Raw genomic sequence first — 16,912 nt, forward strand, 5'->3', positions numbered from 1 at the left:
TCGCGTGAGGCCCTACCCTTCGAAGGAGCAACCCAGCCGCTGCAGGGTCTGGTCCACCCAGGACCGGTCCAGCTGGCCGGCCTCGGTCTGCTCCATCTGGCGGTTCTCGGCGTCGTTCTTTTGCTTCGCCGCCTCGTAGACGGCCTCGAGGTCCCCGTAGGGGACGCAGACCACGCCGTCGCCGTCGCCCATGACCAGATCGCCCGGCTGGATCACCATGCCCTCGATGGCGATCGGATAGCCGATCTCGCCCGGCCCCTCCCGCGAGGGGCCGCGATGCGTGACGCCGAGCGCAAAGACGGGGAGATTGCGCGCGCGCAGCCCGTCGGCGTCGCGGATGGCCCCGTAGATCACCAGTCCGGCGACGCCGCGCCGGATGGCGTGGGCGAGCATCAGCTCTCCGAAGACCGCGTTCGTCACGTCGCCGCCCGCGTCATACACGATGACGTCGCCCGGCGAGGCCATGTCGATGGCCTTGTGCAGCATCAGGTTGTCGCCGGGGCGGGTCTTGGCCGTCAGGGCCGGCCCGGCCATCACGCCGTCCCGGTGCATCGGCCGCAGGCGCGGTCCGCCGGCCACCACGCGCGACATGGAATCGCTCACATTGGCGACCGGGATCGACCGGAACCGCTCGACGGTCTCCGCCGAGACCTTGGCCCCATGATGGGGACGGACCCTGAAACCGACAGGCATGCGTGACCTCCAGACAAGCGCGGGAGCAGGACCCGCATCCCTCGCCTGGGTAGCGCGGGCGCTCGGCCATGGCAACGCCGGCCGGGGATCGGCCCTGCCGATCCGCCGGAGCCCGGGATCAGACCTGGCGGGTGACCATCATCTTCTTGATCTCGGCGATGGCCTTGGCCGGATTCAGCCCCTTGGGGCAGACCTGCGCGCAGTTCATGATGGTGTGGCAGCGATAGAGCCGGAACGGGTCTTCCAGCGCGTCGAGCCGGTCGCCGGTCGCCTCGTCGCGCGAGTCGATCAGCCAGCGATAGGCCTGCAGCAGCGCCGCCGGGCCGAGATAGCGGTCGCCGTTCCACCAGTAGCTCGGGCAGGACGTGGTGCAGCACGCGCACAGGATGCACTCATAGAGGCCGTCCAGCTTGTGCCGATCGTCCGGGGACTGCCTCCACTCCTTCTCCGGAGAGGGCGATGCGGTGTGCAGCCAGGGCTCGATCGAGGCGTGCTGCGCATAGAAGGTCGACAGATCCGGCACGAGGTCCTTGATCACCGGCATGTGCGGCAGCGGGTAGATCCGCACCGCGCCCTTGATGTCGTCCGTCGCCTTGGTGCAGGCCAGCGTGTTCGTGCCGTCGATGTTCATCGCGCAGGAGCCGCAGATGCCCTCGCGGCAGGAGCGGCGGAAGGTCAGCGTCGGGTCGATCTTGTTCTTGATCCAGATGATCGCGTCCAGGACCATCGGGCCGCAATCGTCGCGGTCGACCCAGTAGGTGTCGATCCGCGGATTGCTCTCCCCGTCCGGATCGTAGCGATAGATCTTGAACTCCGTGACGCGCTGGGCGGCGGCCGGCTTGGGCCAGACCTTGCCCTGCACCGGGCGGGAGTTCTTGGGAAGCGTGAGCTGGACCATGGGGCGGCTCTATCTCCTCAATACACCCGAGCCTTGGGCTCGATGTACTGGACATCATTGGTCATCGTGTAGGTGTGCACGGGCCGGTAATCGAGCGTCACGCTGTGGTTGCGCTCGTCCACCCAGGCCAGGGTGTGCTTCATCCAGTTCTTGTCGTCGCGGTCCGGGAAGTCCTCGCGGGCCTGGGCGCCGCGCGACTCCTGGCGGTTCAGCGCGCCCTCCATGGTGACCACCGCCTGGGTGATCAGGTTCTCGAACTCCAGCGTCTCGATCAGGTCGGAGTTCCAGATCATGGACCGGTCGGTGACCTTCACGTCCGCCGCGCCGCGCCAGACCTCGGCGATCAGCTTCTGGCCCTCCGACAGCACCTCGCCGGTGCGGTACACGGCGCAGTTGTTCTGCATCGTGCGCTGCATGCGCTCGCGCAGCTCCGCCGTGGAGGTGGAGCCATTGGCGTAGCGCACCTTGTCGAGGCGTGACAGCGACAGCTCGGCCGAGTTCTTCGGCAGGTCGGCGTGCTTCTCGCCCGGCGTGACGAGCTCGGCGGCCCGCAGGCCGGCGGCGCGGCCGAACACCACGAGGTCGATCAGCGAGTTGGAGCCCAGCCGGTTGGCGCCGTGCACCGACACGCAGGCGGCTTCGCCGAGCGCCATCAGGCCGGGCACCACCGTGTCGGGGTTGCCGTTCTTCAGCGTCAGGACCTCGCCGTGATAGTTCGTCGGCACGCCGCCCATGTTGTAGTGCACGGTCGGGAGCACCGGGATCGGCTCCTTGGTGACGTCCACGCCCGCGAAGATCTTGGCGCTTTCCGAGATCCCGGGCAGGCGCTCGTGCAGGATCTTCGGGTCAAGATGGTCGAGGTGCAGGTAGATGTGATCCTTGTTCTTGCCGACGCCGCGGCCGGCCCGGATCTCCATGGTCATGGCGCGCGAGACCACGTCGCGGGAGGCGAGGTCCTTGGCGGAGGGCGCGTAGCGCTCCATGAAGCGCTCGCCCTCGGAATTCGTCAGGTATCCGCCCTCGCCGCGCGCGCCCTCGGTGATCAGGCAGCCCGCGCCGTAGATGCCGGTGGGGTGGAACTGCACGAACTCCATGTCCTGCAGCGGCAGGCCGGCGCGCAGCACCATGGCGTTGCCGTCGCCCGTGCAGGTATGCGCGGAGGTCGCCGAGAAATAGGCGCGGCCATAGCCGCCGGTCGCCAGCACGGTGAGATGCGAGCGGAAGCGGTGGATGGTGCCGTCGTCCATCTTCATCGCGACGACGCCGACGCAGCGGCCTTCCTCATCCATGATGAGGTCGATCGCGAAATACTCGATGAAGAACTCCGTGGAGGCGCGCAGCGCCTGGCCGTAGAGCGTGTGCAGGATGGCGTGGCCGGTGCGGTCGGCGGCCGCGCAGGTGCGCTGGGCGGTGCCCTTGCCGTATTCGGTGGTCATGCCGCCGAAGGGCCGCTGGTAGATCTTGCCCTCCTCGGTGCGCGAGAAGGGCACGCCCCAGTGCTCGAGCTCATACACGGCGGCCGGCGCGTTGCGGCAGAGATATTCGATGGCGTCCTGGTCGCCCAGCCAGTCCGACCCCTTCACGGTGTCGTACATGTGCCAGCGCCAGTCGTCCGGGCCCATATTGCCGAGCGACGCCGAGATGCCGCCCTGCGCCGCCACCGTGTGCGAGCGGGTCGGGAACACCTTGGAGATGCAGGCCGTGCGAAGCCCCGCCTGCGAGCAGCCCACGGTGGCGCGCAGGCCGGCGCCGCCGGCGCCCACGACCACCACGTCGAAGGTGTGGTCGGTGATCGGATAGGCCTTGCCGTTCAGGGAGGGAGCGGCTGCGCCGTTCGTCGCGCCATTGGTGGGTCCGGCCATGGTCAGCCTCCAAAGCTCAGCTTGAGGATCGCGTAGACGCAGGCGAGGCCTGTGGCGATCGAGAAGAAAGTGTTGAGCAGCAGCAGCGCGATCTTCGGCACGTCCTCATGGACGTAGTCCTCGATGATCACCTGCATCCCGATGCGCATGTGGCTCACCCCAGCCCCTACATAGAGCAGCATCATGAGCGCCACGAGGGGATGCGACAGCATGCGCCGCACGCCGTCGTAATCCTTGCCGGTGGCCGAGATGACGACCACCACGAAGGCGATGGTGAGCGGGATCAGGGCGACCGCCGTGACGCGCTGGCGCCAGAAGTGATCGGTGCCCGAGCCGGCGCTGCCCAGCCCTTGGACCTTCTTGTAGGGCGTCTGGATCGAAAACTTGCCGAATGCCGACATTCCGGTCTCCTCAGCGCACCGCGTAGGCGACGACCCAGATCAGGATCGTGAGCACGACGGAGCCGATGATGTTCAGGCGGGCCATGTTCTCGCGCGCCTCGGGGCCGAACCCGAGGCCCACGTCCCAGACGAGGTGCCGGACGCCGCCGATCAGGTGATGGATCAGGGCCCAGGTGTAGCCGAACAGGATCAGCCGCCCCAGGATCGAGCCCAGGAACCATTGCACCTGTTCGAAGCCCGACCGGCCGGTGGCGGCCGCCACGAGCCACACGACCAGGATCACGGTGCCGAAATAGAGCGCTGCGCCGGTGATGCGATGCAGGATCGACATCAGCATCGTCAGGTAGAGACGGAAAATCTGCAGGTGGGGAGAGAGCGGACGCTGTGTCCGGACCTTGGAGTCGGCCATCGCCTTCTCTTTCGTGGCAAAAGCTGGGCACGTCTCCAGTAGCGCGTGTCCCCCCCTTTCGCAATGCGGTAGGATGCGCGACGTTTGGCTGACATGGCGGCGGACAAGGGGCGATTCGGCAGGATGGCGCGGGCGCGATCGGCTCAGCCGGCTTCAGCGGAGCGATCGGCCGACGCCGCGTCCCCGCTCCCTGGCGCGCCCGCCCCGCGGCGCACTCGGGCGCCGCGCAAGAGCGCGACCGAGCGCCGCGAGGAGATCCTCGAGGCCGCCCTGGCCTTCTTCGCCGAACACGGATTTTCCGGCTCCACGCATGTGCTTGCCGCCCATCTGGGCGTGCGCCAGGCGCTGCTCTACCGGTATTTCGAGTCGAAGGACGCGCTGGTCGAAGCGGTGTTCCAGCGCGTCGTGCGCAGCCGCTGGACCCAGGACTTCCCCGCCATCCTGGCCGACCGCGCGCAGCCGCTCGAGGACCGTCTTGCGACCGTTTACCGCGCATATTCCGATCCCGAGGAAGGCCTCGCTTTGCGGGTGCTCATGCGCGCCGCGCTGGACGGCTTTGCGCTGCCGGCCCGCCGCGGACCGTCGCTGACCGAGCAGATCTTCGCTCCGCTCGTGGAGGAGCTGCGCCACGAGGCCGGCCTGCCGCCGCTGTCGCGCAGCCCCCTCACCGCCGACGAGCGCAGCATGGCCATGCTGCTGCACGGGGCCGTGGTCTTCCAGGGCGTCAGGGAGCACATCTACCGCACGCCCGAGCCCGACCGCGACGCGGCCATCGACCTGCACGTGGCGACCTTCCTGGCCGGGGCGCGGCGCATGATCCGGACCCTGCACCCGGGGCAGGCCCCCGAGAGGCCCGCGGCGACGCGGCCGGCGCGCGCTCCGCGGGCGCCCAAGACCGCCCTCGAACGGCTGGCCGCGCGCCGATCCGCCGAGAGCGCCTGAGCGGAATCTTTTCGGACTCCCCACGGCATGCAGTGGTCCGCGAATCATTACGGGCAGGGCCCGGCACGCCCCGTGAGGCGAAAATCCTGAATCCGTCGAATCGGTTGCGGTCCGCCGCTCACCCGGGAGCCCGGAGCACCCGCGCGGAGGGTGGTCGTTGAATCAATTCCGATTCCTGGCGGGAAGCCAGCCGGTTGGAGTGGTCCGGGAATCACGACGAGGTGGTCGGGGAATCACGGGCCCTTTCGGCGGCGCTCCTTGCGACGCCGGAACGCCGTCGTGAGCGCGACCGCCGAGAGGACCGCCGCCGTCGTGGTCACGCCGGCGTATTCGCCATGCAGCCCGGCCAGCGCCAGCGCGTGGACCGTCTCGGCCGGCCAGACCCGGCCGGCCTGGTCCCGCTGATCCACGGCCCAGCAGGCGTCCTGGGGCACGAACACCCGGAAACCGAGGCATCCGGCGTGCCGCACCGTCGTGGCGAGCGAGTTGTGGGTGAGTACGCCGCACGCGACGAGGGTCGTATGCCCGCCCTCGGCGAGGCGCTCCTCCAGGTCGGTGCCCACGAAGGCGCTGCCGGTGGCCTTGGCGACCACGTCCTCCCCCGGCGCCGGGGCCGCGCAGGCCTTGAAGGCGTGCCCGGGCGCTCCCGGCCGGTAGGGCGAGGCGGGCTCGACGGAATCGTGGCGCACATGCACGACCGGCATCGCCGCCTCCCGCCACGCCGCGACGAGCGCCGCGATGGCGTGCTCGGCGTCGGGATTGTTGCGCGGCCCCCAGACCGGATCGTCGATGGCGTCCTGGACGTCCACGAGGAGCAGGACGGTGTCGGCGGGCAGGCGCATTGGGGGTCTCCAGTCGTGCCGTGCGACGCAAATGGTCGAGGAATCACCACGCATCCGAATCCTGGCCCAGCGGGTTCCGGTGGTCGCCGAATCACTTCGGGCCGCCGTCGGCCCAGTCAGCGCGGCGCCAGGACCCAGAGGTCCAGGTCGAGGATGACGGCCGGGTCGTAGTCCTCGCCCACCTTCAGCGGAAAGTCGCGGCACGGCTTGTCCTTGGCGGCCACCAGGCGCACCCGCAGCCCGCCGACGTCGTCGCGGCCCGACAGCGGCTGCTTGTCGAGGATCTCGCTCCAGGCGTAGACGGTGTCGCCCGCGAACAGCGGCGCGACGTGCCGCCCGCCATTGATGGCCGCCACGTGGAACGCGTTGGCGAGCCCGTTGAACGAGAGCGCCCGCGCCAGCGAGATCACGTGGCCGCCATAGATCAGCCGCCGGCCGAAGCGGCTCGAGGCTTGCGCCAGCTGGTCGAAATGCACCTTGGCGGTGTTCTGGTAGAGGCGCGTGGCCAGCATGTGCTCGGCCTCCTCCACCGTCATCCCGTCCACGTGGTCGATGGTCTCGCCGATCTCGTAGTCGTCCCAGCGCTCGGGACTGCCGGCGAGGACGAGGTCGTAGGCGTCCGCGTCGATGACCGGGCAGGCGTCGCCCAGCGCCTCCGGCGACACGACGCGCGGCAGGGTCGGCACGTGCTCCTCGGCGATCACCGCCTCGGGATCGCGCTTGTGCACCATCACCCAGCGGACATAGTCCAGCACCTCGGCGCCATGCTGGTTGTAGCCGGTGGAGCGCACATAGACGACGCCGGTCTTGCGGCTGGAGTTCTCCTTGAGGCCGATCACCTCCGACACGGTCTTCAGCGTGTCGCCCGGATAGACCGGCGCGAGGAAGCGGCACGCCGCATAGCCCAGATTGGCGACCGCGTTGAGCGAGACGTCCGGCACGGTCTTGCCGAAGACGACGTGGAACACGAAGAGGTCGTCGACGGGCGCGTGCCGGTAGCCGATCTCCCGGGCGAAGACGTCGGAGGACTGCACGGCGAAGCGCCCGCCATAGAGGGCGGTGTAGAGCGCCACGTCGCCGGACGTCACGGTGCGGGGCGTCGCGTGCCGGATCACCTCGCCGATCGAGAAATCCTCGAAGAAGCGGCCCGGATTGGTCTTGCTCGCGATCGTCATGGTCGCCTCGTGCTGGTCGGCGGGCGCTGCGCCCTGGCGCCTCCACCTTGGCAAGTCCGGCGGCGGCGCCGCAAGGGGCGCGCGCCTCAACCGTTCGGCGGATCGCCGGGAGGCGTCAGAGCGCCGGCTTCGGCAGCCCGCGCCGCAGGCATGCGGCCGTCACCGTGTTGGCCAGCAGGCACGCGATGGTCATCGGGCCGACGCCGCCCGGCGCCGGCGTGATCGCGCCCGCGACCGTGGCGGCCGAGTCGAAGTCGACGTCGCCGACGATGCGGGTCTTGCCCTCGCCCAGTTCCGGCGCCGAGACGCGGTTGATGCCGACGTCGATCACGATCGCGCCCGGCTTGACCCACTCGGCCGTCACCAGGCCGGGACGCCCCACCGCGGCCACCAGGATGTCGGCGCGGCGGCACACGCCCGGCAGGTCGCGGGTGCGCGAATGGGCGATCGTGACCGTGCAGCTCTCCGCGGTCAGCAGCGCCGCCATGGGCTTGCCGACGATGTTGGAGCGTCCGATCACCACCGCCTCCAGCCCGGCGAGATCCGGGCGCAGCTGCTTCAGCAGCATCAGGCAGCCCAGCGGCGTGCAGGGAACCAGCCCCGGCGCGCCCGCGGCGAGCCGGCCGGCGTTGATCGGATGGAAGCCGTCCACGTCCTTGGCCGGGTCGATGCGCTCCAGCACCAGCCCGGCGTCGATCTGGGCCGGCAAGGGCAGCTGCACCAGGATGCCGTCCACCGCCTCGTCGGCGTTCAGCCGGTCGACCAGCGCGAGCAGCTCCTCCTGCGTCGTCTCGGCGGCGAGCTTGTGCTCGAAGGAGCGCATGCCCGCCTCGACGGTCTGCTTGCCCTTGGAGCGCACATAGATCTGGCTGGCCGGGTTGTCGCCCACCAGCACGACGGCGAGCCCGGGCGTGATCCCGAGCCGGCCGCGCAGGTCGGAGACCGCCTCGGCGATGCGGGCGCGCAGATGGGCGGCGGCGGCCTTTCCGTCGATGATCGCGGCGCTCATGACGACCCTCGCTTCAGCTCTCGGTTCCGAGCCCGGCGGCCCGAACCTCTGCGGCCGCGCTTTGCTCGGCCCCGTTCGTTCCGCGCAACGGCGAGGCCTTGCGGACCGACGGCTTGCGCGCCGCCGGGCGGCACGCGAGAGCGAGACGATTCGCGAGTTCGGCGGGTTCCCCGTCGATGCGCAGCGTCTTCACCCGTCCGGTTCCGCCCCCGGTCAGCACCACGGCGCCGGTCGCGACGCCGCACGCCGCCGCCAGCAGGCGCGCCAGGGCGGCGTTGGCCTTTCCGGCCTCCGGCACGGCCCGCACCCTGGCCTTGAGGACGGGCTTGCCGTTGGCCAGCGCCTCGACGCCCTCGAGGGCGTCCTTGCCGCCCTTGGGAGTCAGGCGGACCGACACCACGATCCCGCCCGGCTCCTCGATCCAGGGGACGTCGGCCGGTTTCGGCGGAAGGGCGGCGGCGTTGGCGGACATCAGAAAACGTAAGGGTAGATATACATCGCGATGACGCGCTGGATCAGGAAGATCAGCAGCAGCAAAACGATGGGAGAGATGTCGATGCCGCCCAGATCGGGGAGGCGGCGGCGGATGGGGGCCAGGACGGGCTCGGTGAGCTGGTACACGCCGTTGAAGATCATCCGCACCGCATCGTTGCGCACATTGATGACGTTGAACGCCACGAGCCAGCTGAGGATGGCGGACGCGATGATGATCCAGGTGTAGAGATCGAGCGCGAGCAGGATCACGTCGAGAATGGCGCGCATGAGCGGGACGGCTCCGTCGGAAGGCGTTCAAGCCTTAACGGGACGACGCGGGGCCTACAAGGACTTCGGAGACACACGCCCGTCCTTGCGTGGCCTTGGCCGCGAACTTTCGCGATTGACAGCCCGGCGCCCCCCACCTAAAAGGCCGGCACCCGGAGAAGGGGCTGTAGCTCAGTTGGGAGAGCGCTGCAATCGCACTGCAGAGGTCAGGGGTTCGAATCCCCTCAGCTCCACCAGGGTTCCCATCCAGGATTGTTTGAGGGTTTCGCGGCGGCTCCCGCCGTGGCGCGCGCTTGCGCGCGGCTGCGCCGTCCCGGTCGCCGCGGGGGCGCGCTAACGCGAAAACGCCGCCATGGGTTTCCCCAGGCGGCATCCGCGAGGCCGAGCTGTCAGCGCGCCAGTACATCCGTGGTCGGACAACGGCTCGGCGTCAGAGCCCGCGGCGAAAGCCGCGGGCGCGCGTGGGTTACGCGGCTTGGATGTTGCCGACGGCGATCTTGCCGCTGCGGCGGTCAGCCTCGGTGTCGAAGGTGACTTTCTGGCCCTCGACGAGGCCGTTCATGCCGGCGCGCTCGAGCGCGGTGGCGTGAACGAACACGTCCTTGCTTCCGTCATCGGGAGCGATGAAGCCGAAACCCTTTTGATCGTTATAGAACTTAACAGTGCCGTTCGTCATGTCGATTGTCCTTAGGCAAGTGATCGCGAAAACCAAAACGCGACAGCGTTTTCGTCTTCAGTAGTCGAATTTTGGAGAATGTCTGAACGTCCGCCCGGCTATGCGAGGGCAACGGCCCGATTGTCCGGCCAAAGTCGATGCGTGTGTATAGATGACTTTCGAAAAACTTGCAACCTCTTCGTGCGGCCCGGCGGCCGGACGCGTCAGGCCGGGTCCGCGACATTGACCCACACGACCCGGGCCACGCGCGGTCCGGGATTGTCGAAGCGGTGCGGACGGCTGCTGGCGAAGCGAAAGCTGTCGCCGGCCCGCAGGCGCCAGGACTGGTCCTCGACGGTGAGGCGCATCTCGCCTTCCAGCACCAGGCCGGCTTCCTCGCCGCCATGGACGTAGAGCTCGTCGCCCGACGTGCCGCCCGGCTCCAGCACCACCTCGTAAAGGTTGAGCCGGCTGCCGGCCGCCGGCGAGAGCAGCTGCTTCTCGATGCCCGTCCGCCACAGGCCGAGGCTGTTGCGCTCGTCGCGGCGGACCACGACGGAATCGCCGGGCGCGCCCGCGGCGGCCGGCCGGAACAGGTCCGCATAGGTGACGCCGAGCGGCGCCGCGAGGGTCGTCAGCACCCGCAGCGACGGCGAGGAGATGCCGCGCTCCACCTGGCTGAGATAGCCGATGGAGAGCCCCGTCCGGGCCGCGACCTCGGCGAGCCGCAGCCCCCGCGCCTGCCGCAGCGCGCGAATGCGGGCGCCGACCTCGGCGTCGGCGGCGCGGCCGGGCGGAGCCTCGGCGTCATCCTGTCGGGCGATCTCATGCGGCATGCGGAACCGTCATCGTGGCGCTTGCGTGGCCCGAGGCACCATGCAACATTTTTCATATAAGTGAAATCGGCCGCACGGAAGCGGCACGAAACCAGGGGGTGCTCCCATGAGCCTGAAGCGTATCGTCACCGGCCTCGCGGCCGCCGCCCTCCTCATGGGCGCCTTGCCGGCCTCGGCGCAGCAGACCCTGAAGGTCGGCTCCACGCCGACGGGCGTGCCCTTCACCTTCCTGGACACCAAGACCAACACCATCCAGGGGATCATGGTCGACCTGATCACCGCGGTCGGCAAGGAAGCCGGCTTCGGGGTGACGATCGAGCCCATGCAGTTCTCGACGCTGATCGCGGGCGTGCAGGCCAACAAGATCGATATTATCGCGGCCGCCATGTACATCACGCCGGCCCGCAAGGAGGCCGTCGACTTCTCGGCCCCGGTCTACACCTATGGCGAGGGCCTGATGGTGGCGAAGTCCGATACTAAGGACTACACGAAGCTCGAGGACCTGAAGGGCGAGACAGTCGGCGCCCAGGTCGGCACCGCCTATGTGGAGCCGCTGAAGAAGAGCGGCCTCTTCGCCGACGTGAAGATCTACGACACGATCCCGGACATCATGCGCGACGTGAACGCCGGCCGCATCAAGGCCGGTTTCGCCGACCTGCCGATCGTCGCCTACAACCTCCAGCTCGGAAACTTTCCCGAGGTGCGCCTCGCCAAGAACTACAAGTCCACCATCGTGGGCTCGGTCGGCATCGGCGTGCGCAAGGGCGACGCCGAGCTCCTGAAGAAGATCGACACGGCGCTGGCGAAGCTCCAGGCCGACGGCACGGTCAAGAAGATCCTCGCCAAGTGGGGCCAGGAATAAGGCGTCCGCCCACCCCATCGTCCCGGACGCGCGGCCGCGTCCGGGACGCGCCGACCGCCTTTCTCCGAGCACCCGATGCAACGCTTCATCCAGGACTCGATCGAGTTCCTGCCCATTCTTCTGCTGGGCGTGAAATACACGCTGCTGGTCACGTTCGGATCTTTGCTGCTCTCCAGCGTGCTGGGCCTGCTCTGGGCCATGATGCGCGTGTCGGGCGTCAAGGCGCTGGATCGGACCAGCAAGGCCGTGATCAACGTGATCCGCGGCATCCCGATCATCGTGCAGCTGTTCTACATCTACTTCGTGCTGCCGGACTTCGGCATCGCGCTGTCGGCCGTGAGCGCCGCCATCATCGGGCTCGGCATCGCCTATTCGGCCTATCAGGCGGAGAACTTCCGGGCCGGCATCGAGGCCGTGGACCATGGCCAGGTGGAGGCCGCGCAGTCGCTCGGCATGGGCTGGTTCATGACCATGCGACGGGTGATCCTGCCGCAGGCGGTGAAGATCGTGCTGCCGCCCTATGGAAACATCATGATCATGATGCTGAAGGACAGCTCGCAGGCGTCCACGATCACGGTCGCGGAGCTCGCCCTGCAGGGCAAGCTGATCGCCTCCTCCACCTTCAAGAACTCCACCGTGTTCACGTTGGTCGCCCTGCTCTACCTGGTGATGAGCATCCCGCTGATCCTGCTGGTCGCCCGGCTGGAGAAGAACATGGGGACGCGGCGATGATCGAGCTGCGCGACGTCCACAAGAGCTTCGGCCCCAACCATGTCATCCGCGGCATGTCGGCGGAGGTGAAGAAGGGCGAGGTCGTGTGCATCATCGGCCCGTCCGGGTCGGGCAAGTCCACCATCCTGCGCTGCATCAACGGGCTGGAGACCTATGACCGGGGCGACATCCTGGTCGAGGGGATCAAGGTCGACCGCACGCAGCGCTCCATCGTCGACATCCGCACGCGGGTCTCGATGGTGTTCCAGCGGTTCAACCTGTTCCCGCACCGAACCGCGCTCGAGAACGTCATCGAGGGCCCGATCTTCGTGAAGAAGGAGCCCCGCGAGGACGCCATCGCGCATGGGCGCGAGCTTCTGGCCCGCGTCGGGCTGGCCGAGAAGGAGAACGCGCACCCGCCGCAGCTCTCCGGCGGGCAGCAGCAGCGCGTCGCCATCGCGCGGGCCCTGGCCATGCGGCCGCACGCGATCCTGTTCGACGAGCCCACCTCGGCGCTGGACCCGGAACTCGTCGGCGAGGTGCTGTCGGTGATGCGCCGCCTCGCCGAGGAGGGCATGACCATGGTGGTGGTCACCCACGAAATGGCCTTCGCGCGCGAGGTCGCGGACCGCGTGCTCTTCATCGACGGCGGCGTCATCGTCGAGCAGGGCCCTGCCCGCGATCTCCTCACCGATCCCCAGCACCCCCGCACGCAGGACTTCCTGCGTCGCGTCCTGAACCCGATCTGAGGTCACGATGAGCGCCCGACCCTTTCCGCTCGACCCGTCGCTCTGGCATGCGACGGCCGTCCCGGCCCCGGACTGCCCGCCCCTCGACAAGGACGTGGACGTCGACGTCGCCATCGTGGGCGGCGGCTATGCGGGATTGTCGACCGCCCTGCACCTCGCCGAGCGTGGCGTCAGCTGCGTCGTGCTGGAGGCGCGCGAACCCGGCTGGGGCGGCTCCGGCCGCAATGGCGGGCAGGTCATCCCGGGGCTGAAATACGATCCCAACGAGCTCGTGACGAAGTTCGGCGAGGAGGCCGGCAAGGCGCTCACGGCCTTCGCCGGGTCGACGGCGGACGTGGTGTTCGAGCTCATCGCCAAGCACAAGATGAACGTGCCGCATGTGCGCAATGGCTGGATCCAGGGCGCGCACATGGCCTCCATGGTGGAGACCGCCCAGAAGCGCGCGGCCGAATGGGCCCGCCTGGGCGCCCCGACCGAATATCTCGACAAGGCGAGGACCGCCGATCATCTCGGCACCGACGTCTACCTCGCCGGCTGGGTCGACCGGCGCGGCGGGGCCGTTCAGCCGCTGAGCTATGCGCGCGAGCTGTGCCGCGCCGCGCAGAAGGCGGGCGCCGTGGTGCATGGCGGAAGCCCGGTCCAGGGCCTCGCCCGCGAGGGTGGGAAATGGAAGGTGAAGACCGCCCAGGGCGCCACCGTCACGGCCGGCAAGGCAGCGCTGTGCACCAACGGCTACACGGGCGACTACTACCCGAAGCTGGCCCAGACCATCATCGCGCCCAACTCCTACCAGGTCGCGACGGAGCCGCTCTCCGACAATCTGCGCAAGAGCATCTTGCCCTACGGGCAGGTGACGTCCGACACGCGCCAGCTGCTGCTCTATTTCCGGCTCGATCATGAGGGCCGGCTCCTGATGGGCGGACGCGGGCCCTTCCGCGAACCCACCGACAAGAGCGACTGGTCACACCTCGAGCGCGTCATCGGGCGGATGTACCCGGCCGTGAAGGATGCGCCGATCCAGTTCCGCTGGTGCGGACGCGTGGCGGTGACGCGGGACTTCCTGCCCCATCTGCACGAGCCGGAGCCGGGCTTGATCGTCAATATCGGCTGCCAGGGACGCGGCGTCGGGCTCGAATCCGCCATGGGCAAGGCGCTGGCCGGCTACCTCGCCACGGGCGACGCCAAGGCGCTGCCCTTCCCGGTCACGCCGGTGAAGACCATCCCGTTCCACGGCCTCAACCGGGCCTATGTGGCGGCGGTGGTCGCCTATTACCGGATGAGCGACGCCGGACTGGCCTGACCGGCCAGCCCGCCGCAGCGGCCGGGGCGAGCCTGCCTCAGCCCTCGGCGTCCATGGCGTGGAGCATCTCCACCCGGCGCCGGCAATCCTCGTCGGTCGAGAACTCGGCCTGCAGGTACGAGGCGACCAGATCTTTCGCCAGCCAGGGCCCGACGATCTGGGCGCCGATGCACATGACGTTGACGTCGTCGTGCTCCACCGACTGGTGCGCCGAATGCACGTCGTGACAGACCGCCGCCCGGATGCCCTTGACCTTGTTGGCCGCGATCGACGCGCCCACGCCCGTGCCGCACACCATGATGCCGCGCTCGGCCTCGCCGGCCTTCACCTTGCCGGTCAGCGTGCGGGCGATGTCGGGGAAGTCGACCGGCTTGTCGTCGTGGGAGCCCACATCCGTGACCTCGTGCCCGAGGGCGCGCACCTGCTCGATGACGGTCTGCTTGAGGATCCAGCCTGCGTGATCCGAACCGATGACGACTCGCATTGTCGTGTCCTGTCCTGTGTCTTGGGGGAAAGGCCGGCGCGAGGGCGCCGGCCCGTTTGTCGCCTTAGCTGCGCATCTCGGCCGGCAGCTCGCTGCCGTGATACTTCTTGTAGATCTCGTTCAGCTTGCCGTTCTTCAGGTTGGCCGAGATCCACTCGTTCAGCTTCTCGATCATCTTGGGCTCGCCCTGGCGCACGCCGATGGCGAGGTCGAAGTTGCGAATCGGCACCTTCGGCTCGAACACGCGGCCCGGGTTCTTGACGCCGATCTGGTTGACGATCGTCGCCGAGCTCGCGACGCAATCGGCCTGACCCGACACGGCGGCCGTCACCATGGTGGCGTCGTCGTCGAAACGCGCCAGCTTCAGGTTGCGGTCCTTCATGTTGCTGAGCTCGGTGTCCTGCGTGGTGCCGCGCGACACCGCGATGGTCTTGTCCTTCAGGTCCGCCCAGTCCTTCACGGAGGCGCTCTTCAGGCAGCCCACCACCGACTGCAACGCCGCGTAGGGCTTGGAGAAGTCGATGACCTTGGCGCGCTCCGGCGTCACCGACAGGGTCGAGACGATGATGTCGGCCTTGTTGGTCTGCACGTTCGGGATGCGGGTGGCGCCGGTGGTCTGGATCCACTCGATCTCCAGGCCCCAGTCCTTGGCCAGCAGCTGCGCGGTCTCGACGTCCGAGCCGGTCGGCTTCATGCTGGCGTCCATCATGCCGGATGGCGGGATCGCCATGTCGGTCGCGATGCGGATCTTCTTGGCCTTCATGACGTCGTCGAGCAGGTCGGCCCGGGCCGCGCCTGAGGCCATCATGGTCATGCAGGCCGCCGCCACGGCGGCCATCAGCGTCGTCTTCATCATCGCGTTTCTCCCTGTTGCGCTTCTTCTTCCGCCCGTCACAGGCCCGTTCCGATGAACTGGGCCAGTTCCGGGGTCGATGGGGTCGTCAGAACCGCGGCGGTCCCATGCTCGTGGACCTTGCCGCGGTGCATGAAGACGACCCGGTCGGCGATGCTGCGGGCGAATCCCATCTCGTGGGTCACCATCACCATCGTCATGCCGTCGGCCGCGAGGCCTTCGATGACCTTGAGCACCTCGCCGGTCAGTTCCGGATCGAGCGCGGACGTCACCTCGTCGAACAGCATCACCTTGGGCCGCATGGCGAGCGACCGCGCGATGGCGGCGCGCTGCTGCTGGCCGCCGGACAACTGCTCGGGGTAATGCTGGATCTTGTCCGAGAGCCCGACCTGCGCGAGCGCGGCCCGCGCCTGCTCGCGCGCCTCCGCCTTGGACGTGCCCTTCACGCAGGTCGGCGCCAGCGTGATATTCTCCTCGATCGTGAGATGGGGGAACAGGTTGTAGCTCTGGAAGACGATCCCGACGTCCTGGCGCAGGGCGCGCAGGTCGAGGCCCGGATCGTGGACCTTGCGGCCGCAGACCACGATCTCGCCGCTGTCGATCGTTTCGAACCGGTCGATGCAGCGCAGCGCCGTGCTCTTGCCCGACCCGCTGCGGCCGATGATGCACAGCACGTCGCCGCGCGCCACGTCGAAGGTGACGCCGTCGAGCACCTTCAAGGGCCCGAAGCTCTTGTGCACGTCCTTCAGCGAGACGACGTTGGAGCCCGTCTCGACGGCTGGGGTGTTTGACATCAGGCTGTCTCGACGGTGAGGCGTGGCCGGCCCTGGCTCATCTCGAGCCGCCGGCTGAGCCGCGACACGGGATAGCAGAGCGCGAAATAGACCACCGCGATGATGAGGTAGATCAGGAATGGCTCGAACAGGGCGTTGTTGATGATCTGCCCGGCGCGCGCGAGCTCGACGAAGCCGACCACCGAGGCGAGCGACGTATTCTTGATGATCTGCACCATGAACCCGACGGTGGGCGGCGTGGCGATCCGCACCGCCTGGGGCAGGATCACCCGCAACATGCGCTGCGTCCGCGACAGGGCGAGGCCCTCGGCCGCCTCCCATTGCTGCTTCGGCACGGACTCGATGCAGCCGCGCCAGATCTCGCCCAGATAGGCGCCGACATAGACGGTGAGCGACACCGACGCGGCGGTGAGCGGCGACACCGTGATCCCCAGCGGCGGCAGGCCGAAATAGGTCAGGAACATGATGACCAGCAGCGGCGTGCCCTGGATCAGCTGGACATAGCCGGCCGCCAGGATGCGCACGGCCCGCACGGGCGAAATCCGCGCGAGCGCGACCACGAACCCGGCGAGCCCGCCGCCGACCAGGGCGATCAGCGAGAGACCGATCGTCCACAGCGCGCCGTGGGCGAGGAACATCAGGTGATTGGCGTTCAGGGAGCCGCCCATGCCGCCC

The 16,912-nt window shown here is 68.5% G+C and carries 21 protein-coding genes and 1 tRNA gene; 6 read left to right on the forward strand and 16 right to left on the reverse strand.

What is annotated here, in order from left to right:
• Nucleotides 1–12: 12 nt before the first annotated feature.
• From ACYVO7_RS09845 to sdhC, 5 genes are all read right to left on the reverse strand, one after another.
• On the reverse strand, nucleotides 13–693 hold the full coding sequence (locus tag ACYVO7_RS09845) for an RraA family protein (protein ID WP_460449662.1): 681 nt from the start codon (nucleotides 691–693) through the stop codon (nucleotides 13–15).
• Between the two features lie 118 nt (nucleotides 694–811).
• Nucleotides 812–1,591 (reverse strand): succinate dehydrogenase iron-sulfur subunit, encoded by a 780-nt coding sequence (locus tag ACYVO7_RS09850; protein ID WP_460449663.1) that lies wholly within the window; start codon nucleotides 1,589–1,591, stop codon nucleotides 812–814.
• A 17-nt stretch (nucleotides 1,592–1,608) separates the two neighbouring features.
• Nucleotides 1,609–3,453, reverse strand: a complete 1,845-nt coding sequence (gene sdhA, locus ACYVO7_RS09855; protein WP_460449664.1) for a succinate dehydrogenase flavoprotein subunit — start codon at nucleotides 3,451–3,453, stop codon at nucleotides 1,609–1,611.
• 2 nt (nucleotides 3,454–3,455) lie between these two features.
• The gene (gene sdhD / locus ACYVO7_RS09860) at nucleotides 3,456–3,854 is read right to left on the reverse strand and encodes a succinate dehydrogenase, hydrophobic membrane anchor protein (RefSeq protein ID WP_460449665.1); all 399 of its coding nucleotides are present in this window, start codon (nucleotides 3,852–3,854) and stop codon (nucleotides 3,456–3,458) included.
• A gap of 10 nt (nucleotides 3,855–3,864) precedes the next feature.
• Nucleotides 3,865–4,263: a succinate dehydrogenase, cytochrome b556 subunit gene (gene sdhC / locus ACYVO7_RS09865; protein WP_460449666.1), complete on the reverse strand. Its 399-nt coding sequence runs from the start codon at nucleotides 4,261–4,263 to the stop codon at nucleotides 3,865–3,867.
• A gap of 93 nt (nucleotides 4,264–4,356) precedes the next feature.
• On the opposite strand from sdhC, the gene ACYVO7_RS09870 reads away from it, so the two are divergent.
• Nucleotides 4,357–5,205: a TetR/AcrR family transcriptional regulator gene (locus ACYVO7_RS09870; RefSeq protein ID WP_460449964.1), complete on the forward strand. Its 849-nt coding sequence runs from the start codon at nucleotides 4,357–4,359 to the stop codon at nucleotides 5,203–5,205.
• Between the two features lie 233 nt (nucleotides 5,206–5,438).
• Here the strand turns inward: ACYVO7_RS09870 and ACYVO7_RS09875 are convergent, their stop codons facing one another.
• The 5 genes from ACYVO7_RS09875 to ACYVO7_RS09895 form a co-directional block, all read right to left on the reverse strand.
• Nucleotides 5,439–6,047, reverse strand: a complete 609-nt coding sequence (locus ACYVO7_RS09875) for a cysteine hydrolase family protein (RefSeq protein ID WP_460449667.1) — start codon at nucleotides 6,045–6,047, stop codon at nucleotides 5,439–5,441.
• 116 nt (nucleotides 6,048–6,163) lie between these two features.
• Nucleotides 6,164–7,222 (reverse strand): MaoC family dehydratase, encoded by a 1,059-nt coding sequence (locus ACYVO7_RS09880; RefSeq protein ID WP_460449668.1) that lies wholly within the window; start codon nucleotides 7,220–7,222, stop codon nucleotides 6,164–6,166.
• 115 nt (nucleotides 7,223–7,337) lie between these two features.
• Entirely contained in the window at nucleotides 7,338–8,231 is an 894-nt protein-coding gene (gene folD / locus ACYVO7_RS09885) for a bifunctional methylenetetrahydrofolate dehydrogenase/methenyltetrahydrofolate cyclohydrolase FolD (protein WP_460449669.1), read from the reverse strand.
• Nucleotides 8,232–8,244: 13 nt separating this feature from the next.
• The gene (locus ACYVO7_RS09890; RefSeq protein ID WP_460449670.1) at nucleotides 8,245–8,703 is read right to left on the reverse strand and encodes a DUF167 family protein; all 459 of its coding nucleotides are present in this window, start codon (nucleotides 8,701–8,703) and stop codon (nucleotides 8,245–8,247) included.
• Entirely contained in the window at nucleotides 8,703–8,993 is a 291-nt protein-coding gene (locus tag ACYVO7_RS09895; RefSeq protein ID WP_406855304.1) for a YggT family protein, read from the reverse strand. The genes ACYVO7_RS09890 and ACYVO7_RS09895 overlap by 1 nt, the downstream gene beginning before the upstream one ends.
• A gap of 160 nt (nucleotides 8,994–9,153) precedes the next feature.
• Between ACYVO7_RS09895 and ACYVO7_RS09900 the strand changes: the two genes are divergently transcribed.
• Nucleotides 9,154–9,229 (forward strand) — tRNA-Ala (locus tag ACYVO7_RS09900).
• A gap of 230 nt (nucleotides 9,230–9,459) precedes the next feature.
• Here the strand turns inward: ACYVO7_RS09900 and ACYVO7_RS09905 are convergent.
• Nucleotides 9,460–9,669 carry a cold-shock protein gene (locus tag ACYVO7_RS09905; RefSeq protein ID WP_406855305.1) on the reverse strand — a complete coding sequence of 70 codons (210 nt, stop codon included), beginning with the start codon at nucleotides 9,667–9,669 and terminating at the stop codon, nucleotides 9,460–9,462.
• Between the two features lie 203 nt (nucleotides 9,670–9,872).
• Complete coding sequence (locus ACYVO7_RS09910; RefSeq protein ID WP_460449671.1) at nucleotides 9,873–10,484, reverse strand: cupin domain-containing protein; 612 nt, start codon at nucleotides 10,482–10,484, stop codon at nucleotides 9,873–9,875.
• Between the two features lie 106 nt (nucleotides 10,485–10,590).
• On the opposite strand from ACYVO7_RS09910, the gene ACYVO7_RS09915 reads away from it, so the two are divergent.
• The 4 genes from ACYVO7_RS09915 (at nucleotide 10,591) to ACYVO7_RS09930 (ending at nucleotide 14,106) form a co-directional block, all read left to right on the forward strand.
• Complete coding sequence (locus tag ACYVO7_RS09915) at nucleotides 10,591–11,346, forward strand: ABC transporter substrate-binding protein (RefSeq protein ID WP_460449672.1); 756 nt, start codon at nucleotides 10,591–10,593, stop codon at nucleotides 11,344–11,346.
• 75 nt (nucleotides 11,347–11,421) lie between these two features.
• On the forward strand, nucleotides 11,422–12,078 hold the full coding sequence (locus ACYVO7_RS09920; RefSeq protein ID WP_460449673.1) for an amino acid ABC transporter permease: 657 nt from the start codon (nucleotides 11,422–11,424) through the stop codon (nucleotides 12,076–12,078).
• Entirely contained in the window at nucleotides 12,075–12,806 is a 732-nt protein-coding gene (locus tag ACYVO7_RS09925) for an amino acid ABC transporter ATP-binding protein (protein WP_460449674.1), read from the forward strand. The genes ACYVO7_RS09920 and ACYVO7_RS09925 overlap by 4 nt, the downstream gene beginning before the upstream one ends.
• Nucleotides 12,807–12,813: 7 nt before the next feature.
• On the forward strand, nucleotides 12,814–14,106 hold the full coding sequence (locus tag ACYVO7_RS09930) for an NAD(P)/FAD-dependent oxidoreductase (RefSeq protein WP_460449675.1): 1,293 nt from the start codon (nucleotides 12,814–12,816) through the stop codon (nucleotides 14,104–14,106).
• A gap of 37 nt (nucleotides 14,107–14,143) precedes the next feature.
• Here ACYVO7_RS09930 and rpiB read toward each other — a convergent pair whose 3' ends face one another.
• From rpiB to ACYVO7_RS09950, 4 genes are all read right to left on the reverse strand, one after another.
• Complete coding sequence (rpiB, locus tag ACYVO7_RS09935) at nucleotides 14,144–14,590, reverse strand: ribose 5-phosphate isomerase B (protein WP_460449676.1); 447 nt, start codon at nucleotides 14,588–14,590, stop codon at nucleotides 14,144–14,146.
• 64 nt (nucleotides 14,591–14,654) lie between these two features.
• Nucleotides 14,655–15,446, reverse strand: a complete 792-nt coding sequence (locus tag ACYVO7_RS09940; protein WP_460449677.1) for a transporter substrate-binding domain-containing protein — start codon at nucleotides 15,444–15,446, stop codon at nucleotides 14,655–14,657.
• Between the two features lie 35 nt (nucleotides 15,447–15,481).
• The gene (locus ACYVO7_RS09945; protein WP_460449678.1) at nucleotides 15,482–16,237 is read right to left on the reverse strand and encodes an amino acid ABC transporter ATP-binding protein; all 756 of its coding nucleotides are present in this window, start codon (nucleotides 16,235–16,237) and stop codon (nucleotides 15,482–15,484) included.
• Nucleotides 16,237–16,905 carry an amino acid ABC transporter permease gene (locus tag ACYVO7_RS09950; protein ID WP_460449679.1) on the reverse strand — a complete coding sequence of 223 codons (669 nt, stop codon included), beginning with the start codon at nucleotides 16,903–16,905 and terminating at the stop codon, nucleotides 16,237–16,239. The genes ACYVO7_RS09945 and ACYVO7_RS09950 overlap by 1 nt, the downstream gene beginning before the upstream one ends.
• Nucleotides 16,906–16,912 lie beyond the last annotated feature (7 nt).

It is taken from the genome of Alsobacter sp. SYSU BS001988, from assembly GCF_054796215.1.

Excerpts from the sequence above, each read along its gene's own strand:
- ACYVO7_RS09845 (WP_460449662.1), bottom strand. The coding sequence starts at position 693 with ATGCCTGTCGGTTTCAGGGTCCGTCCCCATCATGGGGCCAAGGTCTCG.
- folD (WP_460449669.1), bottom strand. The coding sequence starts at position 8,231 with ATGAGCGCCGCGATCATCGACGGAAAGGCCGCCGCCGCCCATCTGCGC.
- sdhD (WP_460449665.1), bottom strand. The coding sequence starts at position 3,854 with ATGTCGGCATTCGGCAAGTTTTCGATCCAGACGCCCTACAAGAAGGTC.
- sdhC (WP_460449666.1), bottom strand. The coding sequence starts at position 4,263 with ATGGCCGACTCCAAGGTCCGGACACAGCGTCCGCTCTCTCCCCACCTG.
- ACYVO7_RS09875 (WP_460449667.1), bottom strand. The coding sequence starts at position 6,047 with ATGCGCCTGCCCGCCGACACCGTCCTGCTCCTCGTGGACGTCCAGGAC.
- ACYVO7_RS09920 (WP_460449673.1), top strand. The coding sequence starts at position 11,422 with ATGCAACGCTTCATCCAGGACTCGATCGAGTTCCTGCCCATTCTTCTG.
- ACYVO7_RS09940 (WP_460449677.1), bottom strand. The coding sequence starts at position 15,446 with ATGATGAAGACGACGCTGATGGCCGCCGTGGCGGCGGCCTGCATGACC.
- ACYVO7_RS09870 (WP_460449964.1), top strand. The coding sequence starts at position 4,357 with ATGGCGGCGGACAAGGGGCGATTCGGCAGGATGGCGCGGGCGCGATCG.
- ACYVO7_RS09930 (WP_460449675.1), top strand. The coding sequence starts at position 12,814 with ATGAGCGCCCGACCCTTTCCGCTCGACCCGTCGCTCTGGCATGCGACG.
- ACYVO7_RS09905 (WP_406855305.1), bottom strand. The coding sequence starts at position 9,669 with ATGACGAACGGCACTGTTAAGTTCTATAACGATCAAAAGGGTTTCGGC.
- ACYVO7_RS09915 (WP_460449672.1), top strand. The coding sequence starts at position 10,591 with ATGAGCCTGAAGCGTATCGTCACCGGCCTCGCGGCCGCCGCCCTCCTC.
- ACYVO7_RS09945 (WP_460449678.1), bottom strand. The coding sequence starts at position 16,237 with ATGTCAAACACCCCAGCCGTCGAGACGGGCTCCAACGTCGTCTCGCTG.
- ACYVO7_RS09950 (WP_460449679.1), bottom strand. The coding sequence starts at position 16,905 with ATGGGCGGCTCCCTGAACGCCAATCACCTGATGTTCCTCGCCCACGGC.
- ACYVO7_RS09925 (WP_460449674.1), top strand. The coding sequence starts at position 12,075 with ATGATCGAGCTGCGCGACGTCCACAAGAGCTTCGGCCCCAACCATGTC.
- ACYVO7_RS09895 (WP_406855304.1), bottom strand. The coding sequence starts at position 8,993 with ATGCGCGCCATTCTCGACGTGATCCTGCTCGCGCTCGATCTCTACACC.
- sdhA (WP_460449664.1), bottom strand. The coding sequence starts at position 3,453 with ATGGCCGGACCCACCAATGGCGCGACGAACGGCGCAGCCGCTCCCTCC.
- ACYVO7_RS09910 (WP_460449671.1), bottom strand. The coding sequence starts at position 10,484 with ATGCCGCATGAGATCGCCCGACAGGATGACGCCGAGGCTCCGCCCGGC.
- ACYVO7_RS09890 (WP_460449670.1), bottom strand. The coding sequence starts at position 8,703 with ATGTCCGCCAACGCCGCCGCCCTTCCGCCGAAACCGGCCGACGTCCCC.
- ACYVO7_RS09880 (WP_460449668.1), bottom strand. The coding sequence starts at position 7,222 with ATGACGATCGCGAGCAAGACCAATCCGGGCCGCTTCTTCGAGGATTTC.
- ACYVO7_RS09850 (WP_460449663.1), bottom strand. The coding sequence starts at position 1,591 with ATGGTCCAGCTCACGCTTCCCAAGAACTCCCGCCCGGTGCAGGGCAAG.
- rpiB (WP_460449676.1), bottom strand. The coding sequence starts at position 14,590 with ATGCGAGTCGTCATCGGTTCGGATCACGCAGGCTGGATCCTCAAGCAG.